General features: G+C 70.3%; 15 protein-coding genes. 14 read left to right on the top strand and 1 reads right to left on the bottom strand.

Annotated features, from left to right (window positions below; genetic code table 11):
• Position 1: 1 nt before the first annotated feature.
• Entirely contained in the window at positions 2–619 is a 618-nt protein-coding gene (locus OF850_RS03895; RefSeq protein ID WP_301588857.1) for a DUF6134 family protein, read from the bottom strand.
• Positions 620–707: 88 nt separating this feature from the next.
• Between OF850_RS03895 and OF850_RS03900 the strand changes: the two genes are divergently transcribed.
• From OF850_RS03900 to OF850_RS03965, 14 genes are all read left to right on the top strand, one after another.
• Entirely contained in the window at positions 708–1,235 is a 528-nt protein-coding gene (locus tag OF850_RS03900) for a SixA phosphatase family protein (RefSeq protein ID WP_301588470.1), read from the top strand.
• Between the two features lie 293 nt (positions 1,236–1,528).
• Complete coding sequence (locus tag OF850_RS03905; protein ID WP_301588472.1) at positions 1,529–2,578, top strand: CYTH and CHAD domain-containing protein; 1,050 nt, start codon at positions 1,529–1,531, stop codon at positions 2,576–2,578.
• A gap of 53 nt (positions 2,579–2,631) precedes the next feature.
• Positions 2,632–3,189, top strand: coding sequence for a thermonuclease family protein (locus OF850_RS03910; protein WP_301588473.1), 558 nt, complete (start codon positions 2,632–2,634; stop codon positions 3,187–3,189).
• Positions 3,190–3,414: 225 nt separating this feature from the next.
• A complete protein-coding gene (locus tag OF850_RS03915; RefSeq protein ID WP_301588474.1) occupies positions 3,415–4,143 on the top strand; it encodes a class I SAM-dependent methyltransferase in 729 nt (242 codons plus the stop codon).
• A 112-nt stretch (positions 4,144–4,255) separates the two neighbouring features.
• On the top strand, positions 4,256–5,554 hold the full coding sequence (gltA, locus tag OF850_RS03920; RefSeq protein WP_301588475.1) for a citrate synthase: 1,299 nt from the start codon (positions 4,256–4,258) through the stop codon (positions 5,552–5,554).
• 124 nt (positions 5,555–5,678) lie between these two features.
• Positions 5,679–7,184, top strand: a complete 1,506-nt coding sequence (locus tag OF850_RS03925; RefSeq protein ID WP_301588476.1) for an ATPase domain-containing protein — start codon at positions 5,679–5,681, stop codon at positions 7,182–7,184.
• A gap of 1 nt (position 7,185) precedes the next feature.
• Positions 7,186–9,603 carry a hybrid sensor histidine kinase/response regulator gene (locus OF850_RS03930; protein ID WP_301588478.1) on the top strand — a complete coding sequence of 806 codons (2,418 nt, stop codon included), beginning with the start codon at positions 7,186–7,188 and terminating at the stop codon, positions 9,601–9,603.
• 31 nt (positions 9,604–9,634) lie between these two features.
• Positions 9,635–10,312, top strand: a complete 678-nt coding sequence (locus tag OF850_RS03935; protein WP_301588480.1) for an extensin-like domain-containing protein — start codon at positions 9,635–9,637, stop codon at positions 10,310–10,312.
• A gap of 59 nt (positions 10,313–10,371) precedes the next feature.
• Positions 10,372–10,986, top strand: a complete 615-nt coding sequence (locus OF850_RS03940) for a cytochrome c3 family protein (RefSeq protein ID WP_301588481.1) — start codon at positions 10,372–10,374, stop codon at positions 10,984–10,986.
• Positions 10,983–13,616 (top strand): 4Fe-4S dicluster domain-containing protein, encoded by a 2,634-nt coding sequence (locus OF850_RS23625; protein ID WP_301588482.1) that lies wholly within the window; start codon positions 10,983–10,985, stop codon positions 13,614–13,616. Before OF850_RS03940 ends, OF850_RS23625 begins: the two co-directional genes overlap by 4 nt.
• Positions 13,613–14,938: an NrfD/PsrC family molybdoenzyme membrane anchor subunit gene (nrfD, locus tag OF850_RS03950; protein ID WP_301588484.1), complete on the top strand. Its 1,326-nt coding sequence runs from the start codon at positions 13,613–13,615 to the stop codon at positions 14,936–14,938. Before OF850_RS23625 ends, nrfD begins: the two co-directional genes overlap by 4 nt.
• Positions 14,935–15,540, top strand: a complete 606-nt coding sequence (locus OF850_RS03955) for a DUF3341 domain-containing protein (protein WP_301588485.1) — start codon at positions 14,935–14,937, stop codon at positions 15,538–15,540. The genes nrfD and OF850_RS03955 overlap by 4 nt, the downstream gene beginning before the upstream one ends.
• A gap of 8 nt (positions 15,541–15,548) precedes the next feature.
• Positions 15,549–15,944: a c-type cytochrome gene (locus tag OF850_RS03960; protein ID WP_301588487.1), complete on the top strand. Its 396-nt coding sequence runs from the start codon at positions 15,549–15,551 to the stop codon at positions 15,942–15,944.
• Entirely contained in the window at positions 15,941–16,849 is a 909-nt protein-coding gene (locus OF850_RS03965; RefSeq protein ID WP_301588491.1) for a hypothetical protein, read from the top strand. Before OF850_RS03960 ends, OF850_RS03965 begins: the two co-directional genes overlap by 4 nt.
• Positions 16,850–16,862: the final 13 nt, after the last annotated feature.

Below are 16,862 nucleotides of genomic sequence, written 5' to 3' on the forward strand. Positions count from 1 at the left end.
GTCAAGCGAAGGGCTGGTAGATCACCCGGCTGCCGTCATCGCCCACGGTGCTGAAGCCGGTCCAGACGCCGTCACGAGAAAACAGGCACTCCGCCTCCACCTCGCCGGTGCAGGCGACGGCGAACCCCCCATTGGGAAGGCCACGCCGGGACCAGCGCAGGTCCATGATCTGCCCGGTGGTGGTGCCGAAGATCGGCACGACCCCGCCCAGCCGGGACGGATCCCACCAGGAAAGCGGCGCGGCGTTGGCGGGCAGCCGGCCCGGCCCGTCCGGCCCCTGAACCAGCACCCCATCCGGCGTCGCGCGGGCCGACACCTCGACGATGCGGCCATTCCGGTTCAGGCGCGATTCGACGGAACGGAAGCGCCACCCATCTGTGACCTCGGTGTAGCGATGCTCGAAGCGGTACACCACGACACCCAGCACGCGGGGGACGACCATCACCTCCGAGTGCGTGACGCGTTGCCCCCCCTGCTCCGTGACGCGAACCTCGTGAGTGCCGATGTCGGTGCCGTTGCGGGTGACGCGGAAGCGCCAGGCAAAGGGCGGCGCAAGCTGCGCGGCCGCCGCGGCCGGAGCCAGGGCGAGAAGGGCGAGGGCGCGGCGGGACAGATCCATCACGCCGGGGAGGATACAGGAGGCGGGGCGCCTCCGGAACCGCGCGGCAGGGCGACAAGCGGCCCGCCCCATGCCATCATCGCCGCCGATGCGCCAACTCCTGCTGCTTCGCCACGCCAAGTCCTCCTGGGACGAGGCCACGCTGTCCGACCACGCGCGGCCCTTGAACGCGCGGGGCAAGCGCGCCGCCGCGGCAATGGCGGAGCGGATGCGCGGGCTGGACCTGTCGCCGGACGTGGTGCTGGTTTCGTCTGCGCGGCGGACGCTGCAGACGCTGGAGGCGCTGCAGCCGATCGAGGGCGCGCCGATCGTCGAGGTGATGGACGCGCTTTACCTCGCCCCCTGGGCGGTGCTGCTGGACAAGCTGCGTGCCGTTCCGGAGACGGCGCGCTCCGTGCTGCTGATCGCGCACAACCCGGGGCTGCACGACCTCGCCCTGGCCCTGACCGGGGCCGGAAATGCGGGCAGCGAGATGGTGCAACGCCTGTCCGAAGCCTATCCGACCGGCTCCCTGGCCGAGTTCTCCGTCGCCTCGCTCTGGCGCGACCTGGGGGAAGGCGGCGGGCGGCTCGTCCGCTTCCTGTGCCCGCGAGACCTGCCGGAGGAAGCGGCCTGATCCTCGCCCTCGCCCTCCCGCCGGGGGCCAGGCGTCCCCTCCATCCGCTCCTCGCCGCGCTTCCCGCCTTCCGGCGGGAGAGCGTGACCTTCTTCCGTGCCGAGCATGGCGCGGTGATCGAGCGCCGGCGTGGCGTGTGCGCGCTTCACCATCCGCTCGCCCCGGGGAGGTTGCCCGGTGTCTTCGAGTCCGGGGTGCCTTGTCCGCCTCCTCCCCTTGGCGCTGTGCCTCTAGCTCGCCTCGCCGCCCGTCGTGCCGAGCTTGCCGCGGGGATTTCCTGGCTTGAGGGCCGAATGGACGCGGAGAGCCGTAGGCATCGCATCGCCCTGCTGCTCCTGGAGGGCGAGGACGCTTTGCGCCTTGCCGCCGTGCTGGCCGAAGACCTGTCACTCCTTCCGGCACGCGCCTCCCTCGCCGAGGAAGCGCTGGCGCTGGCCGAGCAGCGTCCCGTGCGCCAGCGTGCCTCAGGCGCGCCGATTCTCGAGGGCGTGGAGACGGCCGAGCTCGCGCTGCGCCGGGCCACAGCGCATCTGCTGGAGGCCCTGCTCGCCGAGGTGCCGCGCTGCGACCTCGCGCAAGGCCCGCGTGGCGTCCATCAATCCCGCGTGGCGCTGCGCCGCCTGCGCTCCTTCCTCAGGCTGTTTCGGCCAGAGGGGACGGGTTGGGCGGAATGGGGCGGCGCGCTGCGCGACCTGGCCGAGAGGTTGGGCCGCGCCCGCGACTGGGACGTGTTCCTGTCCGGCATTGCAGCCGGCACCGCCCAGGCGCTCGGGGACGACCGGCGGCTTCGCGGCCTGCTCCGCGCCGCGGAGGCCGAGCAGCGCGTCGCCTATGGCGCGCTTTCGGTCTTTCTCGCAGGGCCTGAGTTTCGGCGCTTGATCGTCGAAGGCATGCACCTGGCTGCTTTGCCACCAGAAGGGGAAACGCCCCTGGCCCCGCTGGCCGCCCGCCTCCTGCGCAAGCGGTGGCGCCGCCTGAAGCGCGCCGGCATGCAGATGGAGGAACTCGACGCGGAGGGGCTGCACGAGATGCGCCTGGATGCGAAGCGCCTCCGCTATGCTGCGGAGCCCTTTGCCGCGCTGTTCCCCGGTCGTGGCGCGAAGCGCTTCAACCGGCGACTCTCGGCCCTTCAGGATGCGCTTGGCCTCGCCAACGACGCGGCGGTGGCGAGGGATCTCGCGGCCTCCCTTGCCGGGCGTGGCGCGGGCAGCTTTGCCATCGGCACCGTCACGGGCTACGCCGCGGGCCGCGCCGAAGGGTCGCGCCTCGCCTCCATCGCCGCTTGGCGCGAATTGCGCCGAACCCCTCGTTTCTGGCGAGGCACGATCGCCGCCGATGCGTAACATGCGGTAATGTCCGGGTTGCTCGCCGCTGGGGGAGGGTTTAACCCTGCGCCATGCGACAGCGCCGCATCTTCAAGCCCGCCCGATCCGAATCCCGGCTGGGCCGTGCGGTCCTCGTCGGCATCGCAGCCCTGGTGGGTGCGGTGCTGGTGGGCATAGGCCTGCCCTCTGACCTTTTGGGCTCGGCCCCTCGCAACGCCGAGTGGAATTCCCCGGCCTCGGAGATTCGCATCCTGGATGGCGATACGCTGCGCCTTGGGGAGCGGACACTCCGCCTGCACGGGATCGCGGCGCCAGAGCGTGGTCAGTCCTGCACCGATGCGGGCGGTCGCCTGTATGATTGCGGGACCGCCGCTACCGCGGAACTGGCGCGCCTGGTCCAGGAGCGAGCGGTGGATTGCCGCGTGCAGGGCCGCGACCGCTTCGGGCGCGCCCTCGGGCTCTGCCAGGCTGGGGGCGCGGAGCTGAACGCCTCCATGGTCGCGAATGGCTGGGCGCTAGCCGACGCCGCCACCCTCCCCGCCTTGGTTCCGCTGGAAGCCCAGGCCCGCGCCGCGCAGCGTGGACTCTGGTCTGGAGGCTTCGAGCCCCCGGCGCATTGGCGCCGCTGACCCCGCATGCCAATCCGCTTGCTGAACTTCCTTAGACGTCGACTTGTGCCCCTCTTGCCAAGGTCGACACGCCGAAACTTGCGCCAGGCCTGGGTAGATCGGTCGCTCGGACTGAAGGGCCCAGTCAACATGATGGACCCTGATCATCTGGAGCGCGAGTTCCGGTCCTATTCCGAGTGGAAAAGCTTCGCCGCAAGGAATGAAGCGCTCCTCACAAATGCCCGAATGAAATCCATCATCGCACATGCGAGGCGGCACGGCGTTCATTCCACCCTGCTTGGCCGGCTTATGCCCACCGAGGTGGAACTGCGCGGCACCAACGTCCGGGAGGAGTTTCTGGCTGGGGGATATAACCCTCGGCTGCGCCTGGTGATGGAACGAGTGGCGAGCCACCCGCGTGGTGGCGAGACCTGGGACCTCCGCGTCCACGCGCACGAGGCGCTGACCGAATTCGCCCTGCTGCTACGCGGCCGGTACGCGCGTTGCCTTTGCTCGGAGTATGCAGTGCTGAAGGAGGAGGTACGCAAGCTGTATCCGATCCCGGCCGTGGACATCACCCAGTCTAGCCTGCCAGACGCCTCATTTGACCTCATTGTGAGCAACGAGGTGCTGGAGCACGTACCAGACCTCGACGCCGCATTTCGCGACATGGCCCGCGTCCTGGCCCCGGGCGGCCGCTTGATCGCCACCTTTCCCCTTGGCGACGAGATGACCGACCAGCGGGCCGTGCTGGAGAACGGCGAGGTGCGGCACTTGGTCCCGCCTGAGTATCACGGCAACCCGCTCAACCCCGAGGGCGGTTCCCTGGTCTTCCAAATCCCGGGCTGGGACGTGCTGGATCTGGCGAGGCGCGCTGGCTTCCGCGACCCCCGGTTCATCTTCGTCTCCTCCCATAGCCAGGGTATCACCTCGGACGGCCCGGCTGGGGTGTTCGTCTTCGAGGCGGAGCGTTAGGCAGCCGCACCGGGGCCGATGGACAAGTCTCCCACTGAGCTTATCTTGCGTTGCACAAGGACTGCCCGCCCCGCGGGCCGAATTCGATGCCTCAAGGAAGGTTGCCCGCACCATGAGCCAAGCCTCTTCGATCACGATCACGCTGGAGGGCAGCAACTCCTCCGCCTCCATGCCGCTGCTGACGGGCACGCTCGGGCCGCAGGTGGCCGACATTCGCAAGCTCTACAACCAGCTCGGCGTCTTTACCTACGACCCCGGCTATGGCACGACCGCAAGCTGCGAGAGCAAGATCACCTATATTGACGGCGATGAGGGGGTCCTGCTCTATCGCGGCTACCCGATCGAGCAGCTGGCCGAGAAGAGCGACTTCATCGAGGTCTGCTACCTTCTGATGTACGGCGAGCTGCCGACCAGCGCGCAGTTGGACAAGTTCCGGGTCGGTGTAACGCGCCACACCATGGTGCATGAGCAGATTCGCCGCTTCTTCGACGGTTTCCGCCGCGACGCGCACCCGATGGCGATCATGTGCGGCGTCGTCGGCGCCCTGGCCGCCTTCTACCACGACAACCTCGACATCAACGACGAGCATCAGCGAGAGATCGCGGCCTTCCGCCTGATCGCCAAGGTGCCGACCATCGCGGCGATGGCCTACAAGTACGCGCTGGGCCAGCCCTTCGTGTATCCGCGCAACGACCTCAGCTACGCGGCGAACTTCCTGCACATGCTGAACGCCGTCCCGGCCGAGTCCTACAACGTCTCGCCGGTGCTGGAGCGGGCGATGGACCGCATCCTGGTCCTGCATGCGGACCATGAGCAGAACGCCTCCACCTCCACGGTGCGGCTCGCCGGCTCAACCGGCGCCAACCCTTTCGCGTGCATCGCCGCAGGCATCGCCGCGCTGTGGGGTCCTGCCCATGGCGGCGCGAACGAGGCCGTGCTGAAGATGCTCGGCGAAATCGGCACGCCCGAGAACATCCCGGACTTCATCGAGAAGGTGAAGGACAAGAACAGCAACGTGAAGCTCATGGGCTTCGGGCACCGGGTCTACAAGAATTTCGACCCGCGCGCGAAGATCATGAAGGAGACCTGCCACGAGGTCCTCGGCGAGCTTGGCATCAAGGACGAGCCTCTGCTCGACATGGCGATGGAGATGGAGCGCATCGCCCTGACGGATGACTACTTCGTCAGCCGCAAGCTCTACCCGAACGTCGATTTTTACTCGGGCATCATCCTCAAGGCCATGGGCATCCCGACCAGCATGTTCACCGTGATCTTCGCGGTGGCGCGCACGGTGGGTTGGGTGAGCCAGTGGAAGGAGATGATCGAGGATCCGTCGCAGCGCATCGGTCGCCCGCGGCAGATCTACACGGGCGCCGCCTCGCGGGACTACCGTCCGGTCGACGCGCGCTGAACGATTGCGCCCAGGCGGGGCGCTCTCCTTCCTGAATACTTGACAGACGGTCCGCCCCGCCTTCCTTCTGGCAAAGGACGGGGCGGCGCATTTTGCGTTGCGCCCGGCTGCGTTCAGGAAGTTCATGACCGACGCACCCCTGCCCCAGGCAAGCTTTGGCGTCCCGACCGGCATCGCGGCGCTGGATGACATCCTGGCCGGTGGCTATGAGACCGGACGCGTCCATCTCATCGAAGGTCGGCCCGGCTCCGGCAAGACCACGCTGGCGCTGCAGTTCTTGCTCGCGGCGCGCGAACGGGGGGAGCGCGCCCTCTACGTCACCCTCTCTGAGAGCGGCGAGGAGTTGCGGAAATCCGCCGCGACCCATGGCTGGAATCTCGAAGGCATCGAGATCTTCGAACTGGTCCCGGCGGAGCTCAGCCTCGACCCTTCCCGAGAGCAGTCGGTGGTCTATGCCTCCGACCTCGAGTTGGGAGAGACGGTCAGCCTGGTTATGGAGGCGGTGGAACGGATCAAGCCACGCTGCATCGTTTTCGATAGCCTTTCCGACATCCGCCTCCTGGCTGCGACCTCGTTGCGCTATGGGCGACAGGTTCTGGCTCTCAAGCATTTTTTCGCCCGCAACGGCGCCACCACACTCTTCGTGGACGACCTTACGGAGGAGATGGACGACGCAAATCTCCACAGCCTCGTCCATGGGGTGATCCGGCTGGAGCAGCTGACGATTGCCTTCGGGGCGGAGCGTCGCCGGCTGCGCGTGCACAAGATGCGCGGTCGCGCGTTCCGCGGCGGCTTCCACGATTACGTGATACGCCGAGGCGGTCTGCAGGTCTTTACCCGCCTCGTCGCAGCTGACCACAAGACCGGGCCTGAAGATGCGGAACAGCCCGTGGCGAGCGGCATCGCCGAGCTTGACCGGATGCTGGGTGGCGGGCTCGAACGCGGAACCTCCTCGCTCATCATGGGACCTGCAGGGTCGGGCAAGTCCACCTTCGCGCTGCAATATGCGATGACCGCGGTGAAGCGGAACGAACGGGCCGTCTTTATTTCATTCGACGAGACGCGGCGCAATTTCCTCCGCCGCGCGAATGGGCTTGGCATTCGGCCCGATCAGGTGCCGGAGGCGCTCTTCACCTTTCAGCAGGTGGACCCGGCCGAGCTTTCGCCCGGCGAATTGGCCGGCCTTGTCCGTGCCGAGGTGCTGGAGCGCGGGGCACGCGTCGTGGTGCTGGACAGCCTGTCGGGCTACCAGCATGCGATGTCTGAGGAGCAGTTCATGCTGCTCCAGATGCATGAATTGCTCACGTTCCTGAACCAGCGTGACGTGCTCACCATCCTGGTGCTGGCGCAGCATGGGATTGTGGGGCCGATGCAATCGCCCGTGGACCTGACCTATCTGTCCGACACCGTGCTGCTGCTGCGCTTCTTCGAAGCCGCGGGGGAGATGCGCCGCGCTATCTCGGTCATGAAGAAGCGCACGGGCGGGCACGAATCCCTGATTAGGGAGTACCGGATCGACTCGAAGGGCATCCGCGTCGGCGGGCCCCTACGGCGGTTCTCCGGCGTCCTGACCGGCGTGCCGCGATACGCCGGGGAAGCCGGCGAGCTGCTGGCGGATCGTGGCGGCTGAGGTGGCGGGCCGGCTTGGCATCCTTGCGCCGGCGGGCCGCGACTCGCAGGTCGTGTCTGGCATCCTTTCCGCCGCAGGAATGGACAGCCTCGTCGCGCCGGATGCCCCCTCCCTCGTCGCCCTGCTCCGGCGGCGCGAGGCCGGCGCCGTCATCGTCACCGAGGAGGCGATGGACCAGGAGGCTCTCGCGCTCCTCGAAGGCTGGCTGAAGCAGCAGCCGCCCTGGTCCGACATTCCCGTGATCCTGCTCACGCTCCGGCGAGAGGCGACGCTGCCGCGTTCGCATCTCGCCGAGAGGCTGGGCAACGTCACGCTGCTGGAGCGGCCGCTTCTTCCCGTCACGCTAGTTTCCTCCGCCCGCGCCGCACTGCGCGCCCGCGCCCGGCAGCACGAGGCGGAGCGGCAGGTGGAGCGCCTAGCCGTGCAGGGCGCTCAGCTTCGTGAAGAGCGCGATCGGACCCGCCGCTACCTGGATGTGGCGGGCGTGATGCTGCTGGTGCTCGACGGGCGCGGCCGCGTGGCCGAGATCAACCCCAAGGGCGTCGAGATCCTCGGCTACCGCTCGGCCGAGGACATCCTCGGCAGGGACTGGTTCGAGACCGCCGTGCCCCTGGCCCAGCGCGAGGCACGGCGCGCCATCTTCCGCGGACTCATGGCGGGTAAGCGGTTGGACATCGCCTATCAGGAGAACGAGCTGCTTCACGCCGATGGCAGCACGCGCGTCGTGGCCTGGCGCAACGCCGTGCTGCGGGAGCCAGACGGGAGCTTTGCCGGGCTGCTTTCCTCCGGCGAGGACATCACCGACCGCCGCGCGGCGGCGGAAGCGCTGCGCGACCTGAATGCCACCCTGGAAGCGCGGGTCGAGGAGCGCACCCTCGCCCTCGCCTCCAGTGAGACGAGGTTCCGCGGCATCTTCGACTCCTCCTTCCAGATCGTCGCCCTGCTTTCGACGGACGGCGTGGTGCAGGAGGTGAACCGCACCGCCCTGGCCTGGGCCGGGCTGAGTGCGACAGAGATCGTCGGGCGGCCGATCTGGCTAAGCCCCCTCGCTGCGCATGATGCCGGCCTATCCGAGACCTTGCGCGCGGATGTGGAGCGCGCGTCCGCGGGCGAGACCGTGCGGCGCGAGATCGAGATGCGCGGCGCCGGCGACAGCCGGTCCCTGCTGGATTTCTCGCTGAAGCCGCTGACCGACGAAGTGGGCTGCGTCGTTTCCCTCGTCGCCGAGGGACGCGACGTGACCGAACTTCGCACCGCCCTGGCGCAGCTGCACGAGACCGCGAAGATCGAGACGCTGGGCCAGCTGACCGGCGGCGTGGCGCATGACTTCAACAACCTGCTGACGCCGATCATCGGCGCGCTCGATCTCCTCCGCGGCCGGCATGAGGCGGATGCCCGCTCGGTGAAGCTGATCGGCGGCGCGCTGCAAAGCGCCGAGCGCGCGGCGCTCCTGGTGCAGCGCCTGCTCAGCTTTGCCAGGCGGCAGCACCTTGAAGCGCGGCCGGTGGATATCGGCGCGCTGGTTGAGGGGATGCGCGACCTCATGCAGCGCTCCATCGGCCCGCATATCACGGTCTCGGTCTCGGTCGGGCCGGATCTCGCCCCGGCGCGAGCCGATCCCAACCAGCTGGAACTCGCCGTGCTCAACCTCGCGGTGAATGCGCGCGACGCCATGTCTGGCGGTGGGCGCCTCGACCTGCGGGCCGAGATGGTGGAGGCGCCGCCACGGCGAGGCGACCTGCCGCCCGGTTCATACGTCCGGCTCTCGGTCAGCGACACCGGTACGGGGATGGACAGCGCCACCCTCGCGCGCGCGATCGAGCCCTTCTTCACCACCAAGGGCCCCGGCAAGGGCACCGGGCTGGGCCTGTCCATGGTGCACGGACTCGCGGCGCAGCTTGGGGGCGCGCTCCGTCTTCGCAGCACTCCCGGCGAGGGCACGACGGCGGAGCTGTGGCTGCCCGTCGCGGTCGGTGAGGCGGAGTCGCCACGCAGCAGCACCGACACCCCCGTGCCGCAGCCGCGTCGCGCAGCGGTGCTGCTCGTGGATGACGAGGACCTCGTCCGCGCCGCGACGGCCGACATGCTGCGGGAGATGGGGCACAGCGTCACCGAGGCTTCCTCCGCCCATGCCGCCCTGGACCTGCTGCGCGGCGACACGAGGCTAAATCTGCTGGTGAGCGACTACCTGATGCCGCAGATGCGCGGCAGCACCCTGATCTCGGAGGCGCGTCGCCTGCGGCCCGACCTGCCCGCCCTCCTGATCACCGGCTATTCGACCCTTGGCGAAGGCGAGGCGACGTCGCTGCCCCGCCTCGCCAAGCCCTTCCGGCAGGGCGACCTGGCCCGGGAGGTGGCGCGGCTGCTGCAAGGCGGGACCGTGGTCAGCCTGGCCGGGCATCGCGCCGCCAAGGGCTGACCTTCCGGCCCCACCCGCGTTTGGCAGGGCGATGCGTTTCGTTCTGCTCCTTGCGGTCCTGCTCGGGCTTTGCTGGCTGGGCCTTCGCGTGCTGCCGCCGGAATGGGACCCGCGCACTCCGCTTGACCTGCGGGCGGCGCCGAATCTGCTGACGCCGCTGAAGCTGGCGCGCCTTTCGCGCAACTCCACCGCCTGCTTCGCGGCCTTCGAGGCCTCGGGCATCAATCCCATCCGTGTGCCCGATCGCCCGTCGAATCTGGGATGTGCGGTGGAGGACGCCGTGCGCCTACCCGGCCCGGTCGCCGCCAATCCGGCTGCGCCAGCGGTGACTTGCCGCGTCGCGGCCGCCTGGGTGCTGTGGGAACGGCATGGGCTTCAGCCCGCCGCGCGGCGCCATCTGGACAGCGAAGTCGCCTCTGTCCGCCATCTGGGCACTTGGAACTGCCGCAACGTGAACAACGCCGCCAGCGGGCGGCGGTCGGAGCACGCCACGGCCAACGCCATCGACATCGCCAGCTTCCGACTGGTCGACGGGCGCGAGGTCACGCTCCTGCGTGGATGGTCGGGGCCGCCCGAACAGGCCGGCTTCCTGCGGGCGGCGCGTGACAATGCCTGCCGCTTCTTCTCGGTAGTGCTAGGGCCGGATCGCGACGCCGCGCATCGCGATCATTTCCATCTCGACATGGGTCCCTGGCGCGCCTGCCGCTGAGGTCGCGATGGCCAACCTCTCCAAGCTTCGGCGCGTTACGCGCCGGAAAGCTGGGATTCATGGCGCCAATCTTCACACCTCGCGCCGATGCACGGCTTCGGCTGGTGCTCGTTGTCGCGGCGCTTCTCGCCGTCCTCGCCCTGGCGCTCGGCTACGCCTGGGCGCGCTCGGGCTCGACATGGGCGGTGGGGAAGCCGGCGGAACAACCCATCCCCTTCAGCCACGCCATTCATGCCGGGCAGCTTGGTCTCGACTGCGGCTTCTGCCACAGCGATGCCGCGCGCGGCGCCGGCGCCGGCATGCCGGCCGGGGAGCTGTGCCTGGGCTGCCACCAGCGCGTTTGGAACGTCACCGCGCAATTCGCGCCGATCCAGGCGGCGGTGGATGCGGGGCTGGCGACGCAATGGGCCTCGGTGCACCGACTGCCCGACCATGTGCGCTTCCACCACGCTGCGCACCTCGCAGCCGGCGTGACCTGTGCGACCTGTCATGGCGCGGTGGAGACGATGCCACGGACCGTTCGCGCGGAGACGCTCTCCATGGGCTGGTGCCTCGACTGCCATCGCGACCCGCAAACGCGTGGGCTGACGCCGGTGGGCCTCGGCGCGCAGCCTTATGTCCATGCCGGGATCGAGGTGCCGCCCCTCACCCGCTGCACGGTCTGCCACAAGTGAGCGGCGGCGCGACACGGCGCGACGCGCTGCGGGTGATGGGCGCCTCCATCGCGCTTTCCGCACTTGCCGGATGTGACCAGCCGGACGAGTTCGGCCATCCGCTGCATGGCCGCGGGCGCGGCGTGGCGTCGGAGGACGCCGTCTTTCCCACCACGCTGGAGTTGGACGGCTTGGGACGCGGCGTGCTCGTGCGGACGCGCGGCGGACACCCGATCAAGGTGGAGGGCAATCCGGGCCATCCCGGGAGCCTGGGTGCGAGCGATGTGTTCCTCGAATCCGCGCCGCTGTCGCTGCACGCGCCGGAGCGGTCGCGGCACGCGCTGCAGCGCGGTCGCCCCGCCGCGCCGGGCGCCGTGCGGGATGCCTTCGCCGGGCTGCGTGGCGAGGGGCTGCGCATCGTCACCGGTCCCCTTTCCTCTCCCACGCTGCGGCGGTTGGTCGCGGAGGCGTTAGAGGCCAGTCCCGGCAGCGTCTGGCATGTCCATGACCCGATGGCCGACCCGGCCTCCCAGGCCGCCGCCCTCGCCGCTTTCGGGGAGGCGATGGAAGTGCTGCCCGACCTGCGCGCGGCGCGGACGGTGCTGTGCCTGGGCGCCGACCCGCTTGGCCATGGCCCGGCCCAGCTCGCCCTGGCGCGGGCCTGGCGCGAGGGACGGCCACGCCTCCTGGTCGCCGAAGCGAGCCCGAGCTTGACCGGCGCCCGCGCGGACCGTCGTCTCGCCCTGCACCCGGCGGAGTTCGAACCGCTCGCACGGGCCATCGCCGGGGAGCTTGGCGTCGGCGGCCTGGTGGCGGGCGCGACGCATCTGGCTGCGGCTTCCCTGGCCACCGCACTGCGCGAAGCGGGGCCGGGTGCCCTGGTCCTGGCGGGGCGGGGCCAGCCCGCGGCCGTCCACGCCATCGCCCATGCGATCAACGCGCATCTCGAGAGCAGCGCGCTGCGCCTCATTTCGCCGCCGTCCGGCGGCGGCGAAGCGATGGCGCCGCTGGAGGAGGCGATGCGGGCGGGCGAGGTGAGCCGCCTTCTCCTGCTTGACGTCAATCCCGCACATGACCGGGCGGGCTTCGCGGCCGCGATGGGACGCGTCGCGCACTCGGCACATCTCGGCGAAAGGGTTGACGAGACGGGGCGCGCGGCGGCCTGGCACCTCCCCCTCGCCCACCCGCTGGAAAGCTGGGGCGACTCGCGAAGCTTCGATGGCACGCCCGGCATCCGCCAGCCCGTCGCCCCCCACCCGGGCGGGGAGGTGAGAGGCACGGTCGAGACGCTGCTTGCCCTGCTGGACCGCGAGGGAACCGGCCGCGACGCGGTGCGCGACACGTGGCGCACCGTCTGGGGCGAGGTGGATTTCGAGGCACGCTGGGAGGAGGCGCTGGAAGCTGGCGTGGCTGGCGAACCCGCCCCAGCCGCTTCCCTCGCGCTGCGCCCCGACTGGGATTTTCCGGGCAGTCCCTTCCCGCCCGGCCTCGCCGCGCATTTCGCGCCCGACCCGCATCTGCGCGCGGGCGCATTCGCGCATGAGGCGTGGTTGCAAGAGCTGCCGCGCCCCCTCACCCGCCTGTCCTGGGGCAACGCCGCGCTTGTCGCGCCTGAGACCGCAGCGCGCCTCGGCCTCGCCGCCGGCGACGAGGTGGAGTTGACGCTGGGCGGCGAAACCCTTCGGGCGCCTGTGCTTCCGCTCGCGGGCCAGGCGGTGGATTGCGTGACCCTGCCCCTTGGCTTCGGGCGGCGCGCGGGCGGGCCGGTCGGCGAGGGGCGCGGCTTCCATGCCGCCGCGCTGCGCCCGGCGGATGGCGCCTGGGTCGTGCCGGGGCTCGCCCTCCGCGCGACCGGGGAGCGCATCGCGCTGATCGCGCGGGAGTCTCAGCCGGGGCTGGAACCGGACACGGCGAAGGTGGTCGCGCCGGGGGAGCGGCTGCCGCCCTTCGCCTATGGCTCCTCGCTGCACCAGCCATGGCCCTATCCCGGAGCGGCATGGGCCATGGCGATCGACCTCGACGCCTGCATCGGCTGCAATGCCTGCGCCATCGCCTGCCAGGCCGAGAACAACGTCCCTGTGGTGGGGCCGGCGGACATGGCGCGCGGCCGCGGCCTCCACTGGCTGCGGGTGGAGCGGCACGACCGGCCGGAGGACCGCTCCCTCTTCCAGCCCGTCCCCTGCATGCATTGCGAGAAGGCGCCCTGCGAGCCGGTCTGCCCGGTGAACGCCACGGTGCATGACCATGAGGGGCTGAACGCCATGGTCTATCCGCGCTGCATCGGCACGCGGACCTGCTCCAACAACTGCCCCTACAAGGTGCGCCGCTTCAACTTCGAGGATCACCGCCGCCGCGTCGACACGCCGGCGCGCAATCCGGACGTGGCGCTTAGGCCGCGCGGGGTGATGGAGAAATGCACCTACTGCACGCACCGCATCCAGGCGGCGCGCGCCGAGGGGCGTCTGGACACGGTGGAAACGGCTTGCGCGCGCGCCTGCCCAACGCGCGCGATCCTGTTCGGCGACCTGAACGATCCGCAAAGCGCGGTCGCGCGCGCCCGCCATGATCCGCGCTCCTACCTGATGCTCGAGGAGCTTGGGACGCGTCCGCGCACCTCCTACCTCGCCCGCGTCGAGGAGGGCGGCGCGTGAGCACGGAAAGCCCGCCCCCCTCCACCGCCCGCGTGGCCGAAGCGGCGCTGCGGCCGCTCGGCTGGGGCGGCTGGCTGGGCTTCGCGCTGGCCGGCGCCGGGGTGGTGCTGCTGGCCATCGCGGTGGCGCGTCTGCTCTGGGTCGGCATCGGCGTCTGGGGCAACAACATCCCGCATGTCTGGGGCTTCGACCTGATCGCCTATGCGTGGTGGATCGGCGTCGCCAACGCCGCGAGCCTCTTCGCGGCGGTGCTGGTGCTGCGGCGCCACGGGTTGCGGACGGCGGTGAACCGCTTCGCCGAGGCCGCCGCGCTGGCCGCGGTGCTGGCGGCGGCGCTTTACCCCATCCTTCATCTCGGGCGGCCGTGGCTGTTCTACTGGACGCTGCCCTACCCCAACACCTGGGGGCTCTGGCCGCAATTCGGCTCGACCCTCGTTTGGGACTTCTGGGGCATCAGCGCGCATGTGCTCGTCACGTCGCTGTTCTGGTATGTCGGGCTGATCCCGGATCTCGCGACGCTGCGCGACCGGGCGGCGCGGCACGGGCGGGTGGGCCTCGCCCGCTTCTATGGGCTGGGGGCGCTGGGTTGGCGCGGTTCCGTGGCGCATTGGCATCGCCACCAGGCCGCCTACCGCATGGTTGCCGCACTGGTGCTTCCGTTGCTGCTCTCGGCGCAGACCGTGGTGGCGCTGGAATTCGCCGTCACCGTGGTGGCCGACTGGCACCAGGCCCGGCTGCCCCTGCATTTCATCGCGACCGGTCTCCCATCGGGCCTCGGCATCGTGCTCGCCCTCGCCGTCGCATTGCGGCATGGGCTGTCGCTGCGCGAGTTCGTGGATCGCGACGACATGGACCTGCTGGCGCGCCTCCTGGCCGCCGCCGGGGTCGCCGCGCTGCTCGCTTGGCTGCACGAGGCGGGGGCTGCCCTCCTCCAGGAGGACGGGGCGACGCGGGCGGCCTTCCTGGTCCGGCTGGGCGGGCCGGCCTGGTGGCTCGCCGTCGTCATGGGCGGTCTCCTGCCGCAGCTTCTGTGGTGGCGGCCGCTGCGCCGCGACTTCGTCTTCGTGCCCGTTGGGCTGCTCGCCGCGGCGGGGGTGTGGCTGGATCGCTGGTCCCTGGTGGTGGACGGGATCTCCCGGCCGCGCGTTCCCTTCCCGGTGCCGGCTTACGCACCAAGCGGCGATGAATGGGCGCTGCTGCTCGGCAGCGCGTCGCTCTTCGCGCTCGCCCTGCTGTGCTTCGGACGCTTCCTCCCTATCGTCTCCATGTACGAGACGCGGCACGAGGAGAGCGAGCACGAGATGGAGGAGGAAGAGCGGTGAAGCGCATCCTCGGCGCCGCGCTCTACTGGCTGTTCCGGCACCCGCCTTCCTCGGCGGAGGTGGTCCTGCCGCCACGCGGCGCCGGTACGATCGCCGAGTTCCGGGACGCCGATGCGCTGACGGAGGCCGTGCGCGCCGCCCGCGCGGAAGGCTGGACGCTCTTCGAGGCCTACGCCCCGCATCCGGTGCCCGATGCGGCGGAGGCCATGGGCATCCGGGCCGCGCCGGTCGGCTGGCTGGCGGCCGGGGCGGGCGCCGCCGCCATGGCCGGCGCCTACGGCCTGACCATGTATCTCTCGGTCGTGGACTACCCGGTGAATGTGGGGGGGCGCCCGCCGCACGCCTGGCCGGTCTTCCTGCCCGCCGCATATATCCTGGGCGTGCTGGTCGCCGCGCTCGCTGCGCTGCTCGCCATGCTGTGGCTGAACGGCTTGCCGCGCCTGCACCATCCGGTTTTCGCCGCGCGGGGCTTCCTGAGGGCAAGCGAGGACCGCTTCTTTCTCTGGATCAGCCCGGACGACCCTATGCACACGCCGGAAGGGGCGCAGCGCTTCCTCCGGGCCCAGGCGTCGCTGCGCGTCAGCGAGGTGCCGCCCTCGTGAGACGGGCCGTGCTTCCCTTGCTGCTGCTGCTCACCGGCTGCGATGGCTGGCTGGAAAGCCCGCGGCCACCGCCGCCCGTTCCCGCGCCGGAGGGCAGCGTTGCTCAGGGCACCGCCGCGCGCCGCGCCGCCTTGGCCCCGCCCGGCCCCCCGGTGGACGACGCGCTGCTGCGCGAAGGGGCCGAGGCGTTCCGCATTTTCTGCACCCCCTGCCATGGCCCGACCGGTGCGGGGGATGGGGTTGTAACGCGCCACGGCCACCCGCCCATCCCGCCTTTGCCCCACGATGCCGTGCGCAGCATGACCGTACTCCAGACCAACCTCGCCGGGGCGCATCCTGTCGAAGGGCGGCTGGATCCGCGGCAGCGTTGGGCCGTTTCCCGCTTCGTTGAGCGCTTGCCGTGAGCGCCCTGGCCGAAACTTGGCTGCTCGTCTTCCTGCTCGCCGCAGGGGTTGGCCTCGGAGCGACCCTGGCCATGGCCCTGGGGCGGCTGCTGGCGGAATCCTGGCTCGACCCGCTCCGCCCAGCCCTGGCCCCCCTGTCGCGCTGGGCGCCGCTGGTGGCGTTCGCACTGGCGCTGCCCATGCGATTCCTTGCGCCTTACCTATGGCCATGGGGCGATGCGCCCACCGAGGCGGCGGAAGATCCTACCCTCGTTTGGACCACCTCGCTCTCCATCCTGGGCCTCTGGACCGCGCTGGGCTGGATGCTGGCGCGTCCCTCGGTCGGGCGCGGCCTCGCCGGCGCTGCACTTGCTGCGCTGATTCTCACTGGGGCGCTTGCCGTGGAGGAATGGGCCCTTTCGCGAGACGCGACGTGGACAGGCAGCGTGCAGGGCGTCGCCCTCATGACCGAGCAGCTCGCCTTCGTGCTCGCGTTCGCCACGCTGCTCGCCCTGCGCCGGGGCGAGCCATTGGGGCCCGAGGCAAGGACAGGGCTCGAACGTGCGCTGCTGACCATCGCCATGGGCATGCTGTGGCTGTGGTTCACGCAGTATGTCGTCGTCTACTACGCCGACATCCCCTCGGAATCCGCCTGGTACCTGCGCAGGAGCGAAGGCGCATGGGCCTGGCTGATGCTTGGATGGCTCATGCCCGCGCTGCTCTGCGCCATCGCGCTGGCGATCGTTCCGCAGTGGCGCGACTGGCGCTTCAAGGCGGTGGCTCGGCTGCTGCTGCTCCAGCACCCCGTCCACCTGTTCTGGGTGGTGCGGCCGGAAGCGCCGCCCGGTGCTGCTTCCGTGATGTTGGACCTGACAGTCGCCGCGGCCCTGGCGGCTGGGTCCGTCCTCATGCTGCGGCGCGCCTGACGCAACGGGAATC

It is taken from the genome of Sabulicella glaciei, assembly GCF_026183895.1.
GTDB classification, from domain to species: Bacteria; Pseudomonadota; Alphaproteobacteria; order Acetobacterales; family Acetobacteraceae; genus Roseococcus; species Roseococcus glaciei.

Coding starts and splice junctions, on each gene's coding strand:
- OF850_RS03895 (WP_301588857.1), bottom strand. CDS start 619: ATGGATCTGTCCCGCCGCGCCCTCGCCCTTCTCGCCCTGGCTCCGGCC.
- OF850_RS03900 (WP_301588470.1), top strand. CDS start 708: ATGCGCCAACTCCTGCTGCTTCGCCACGCCAAGTCCTCCTGGGACGAG.
- OF850_RS03905 (WP_301588472.1), top strand. CDS start 1,529: ATGGACGCGGAGAGCCGTAGGCATCGCATCGCCCTGCTGCTCCTGGAG.
- OF850_RS03910 (WP_301588473.1), top strand. CDS start 2,632: ATGCGACAGCGCCGCATCTTCAAGCCCGCCCGATCCGAATCCCGGCTG.
- OF850_RS03915 (WP_301588474.1), top strand. CDS start 3,415: ATGAAATCCATCATCGCACATGCGAGGCGGCACGGCGTTCATTCCACC.
- gltA (WP_301588475.1), top strand. CDS start 4,256: ATGAGCCAAGCCTCTTCGATCACGATCACGCTGGAGGGCAGCAACTCC.
- OF850_RS03925 (WP_301588476.1), top strand. CDS start 5,679: ATGACCGACGCACCCCTGCCCCAGGCAAGCTTTGGCGTCCCGACCGGC.
- OF850_RS03935 (WP_301588480.1), top strand. CDS start 9,635: ATGCGTTTCGTTCTGCTCCTTGCGGTCCTGCTCGGGCTTTGCTGGCTG.
- OF850_RS03940 (WP_301588481.1), top strand. CDS start 10,372: ATGGCGCCAATCTTCACACCTCGCGCCGATGCACGGCTTCGGCTGGTG.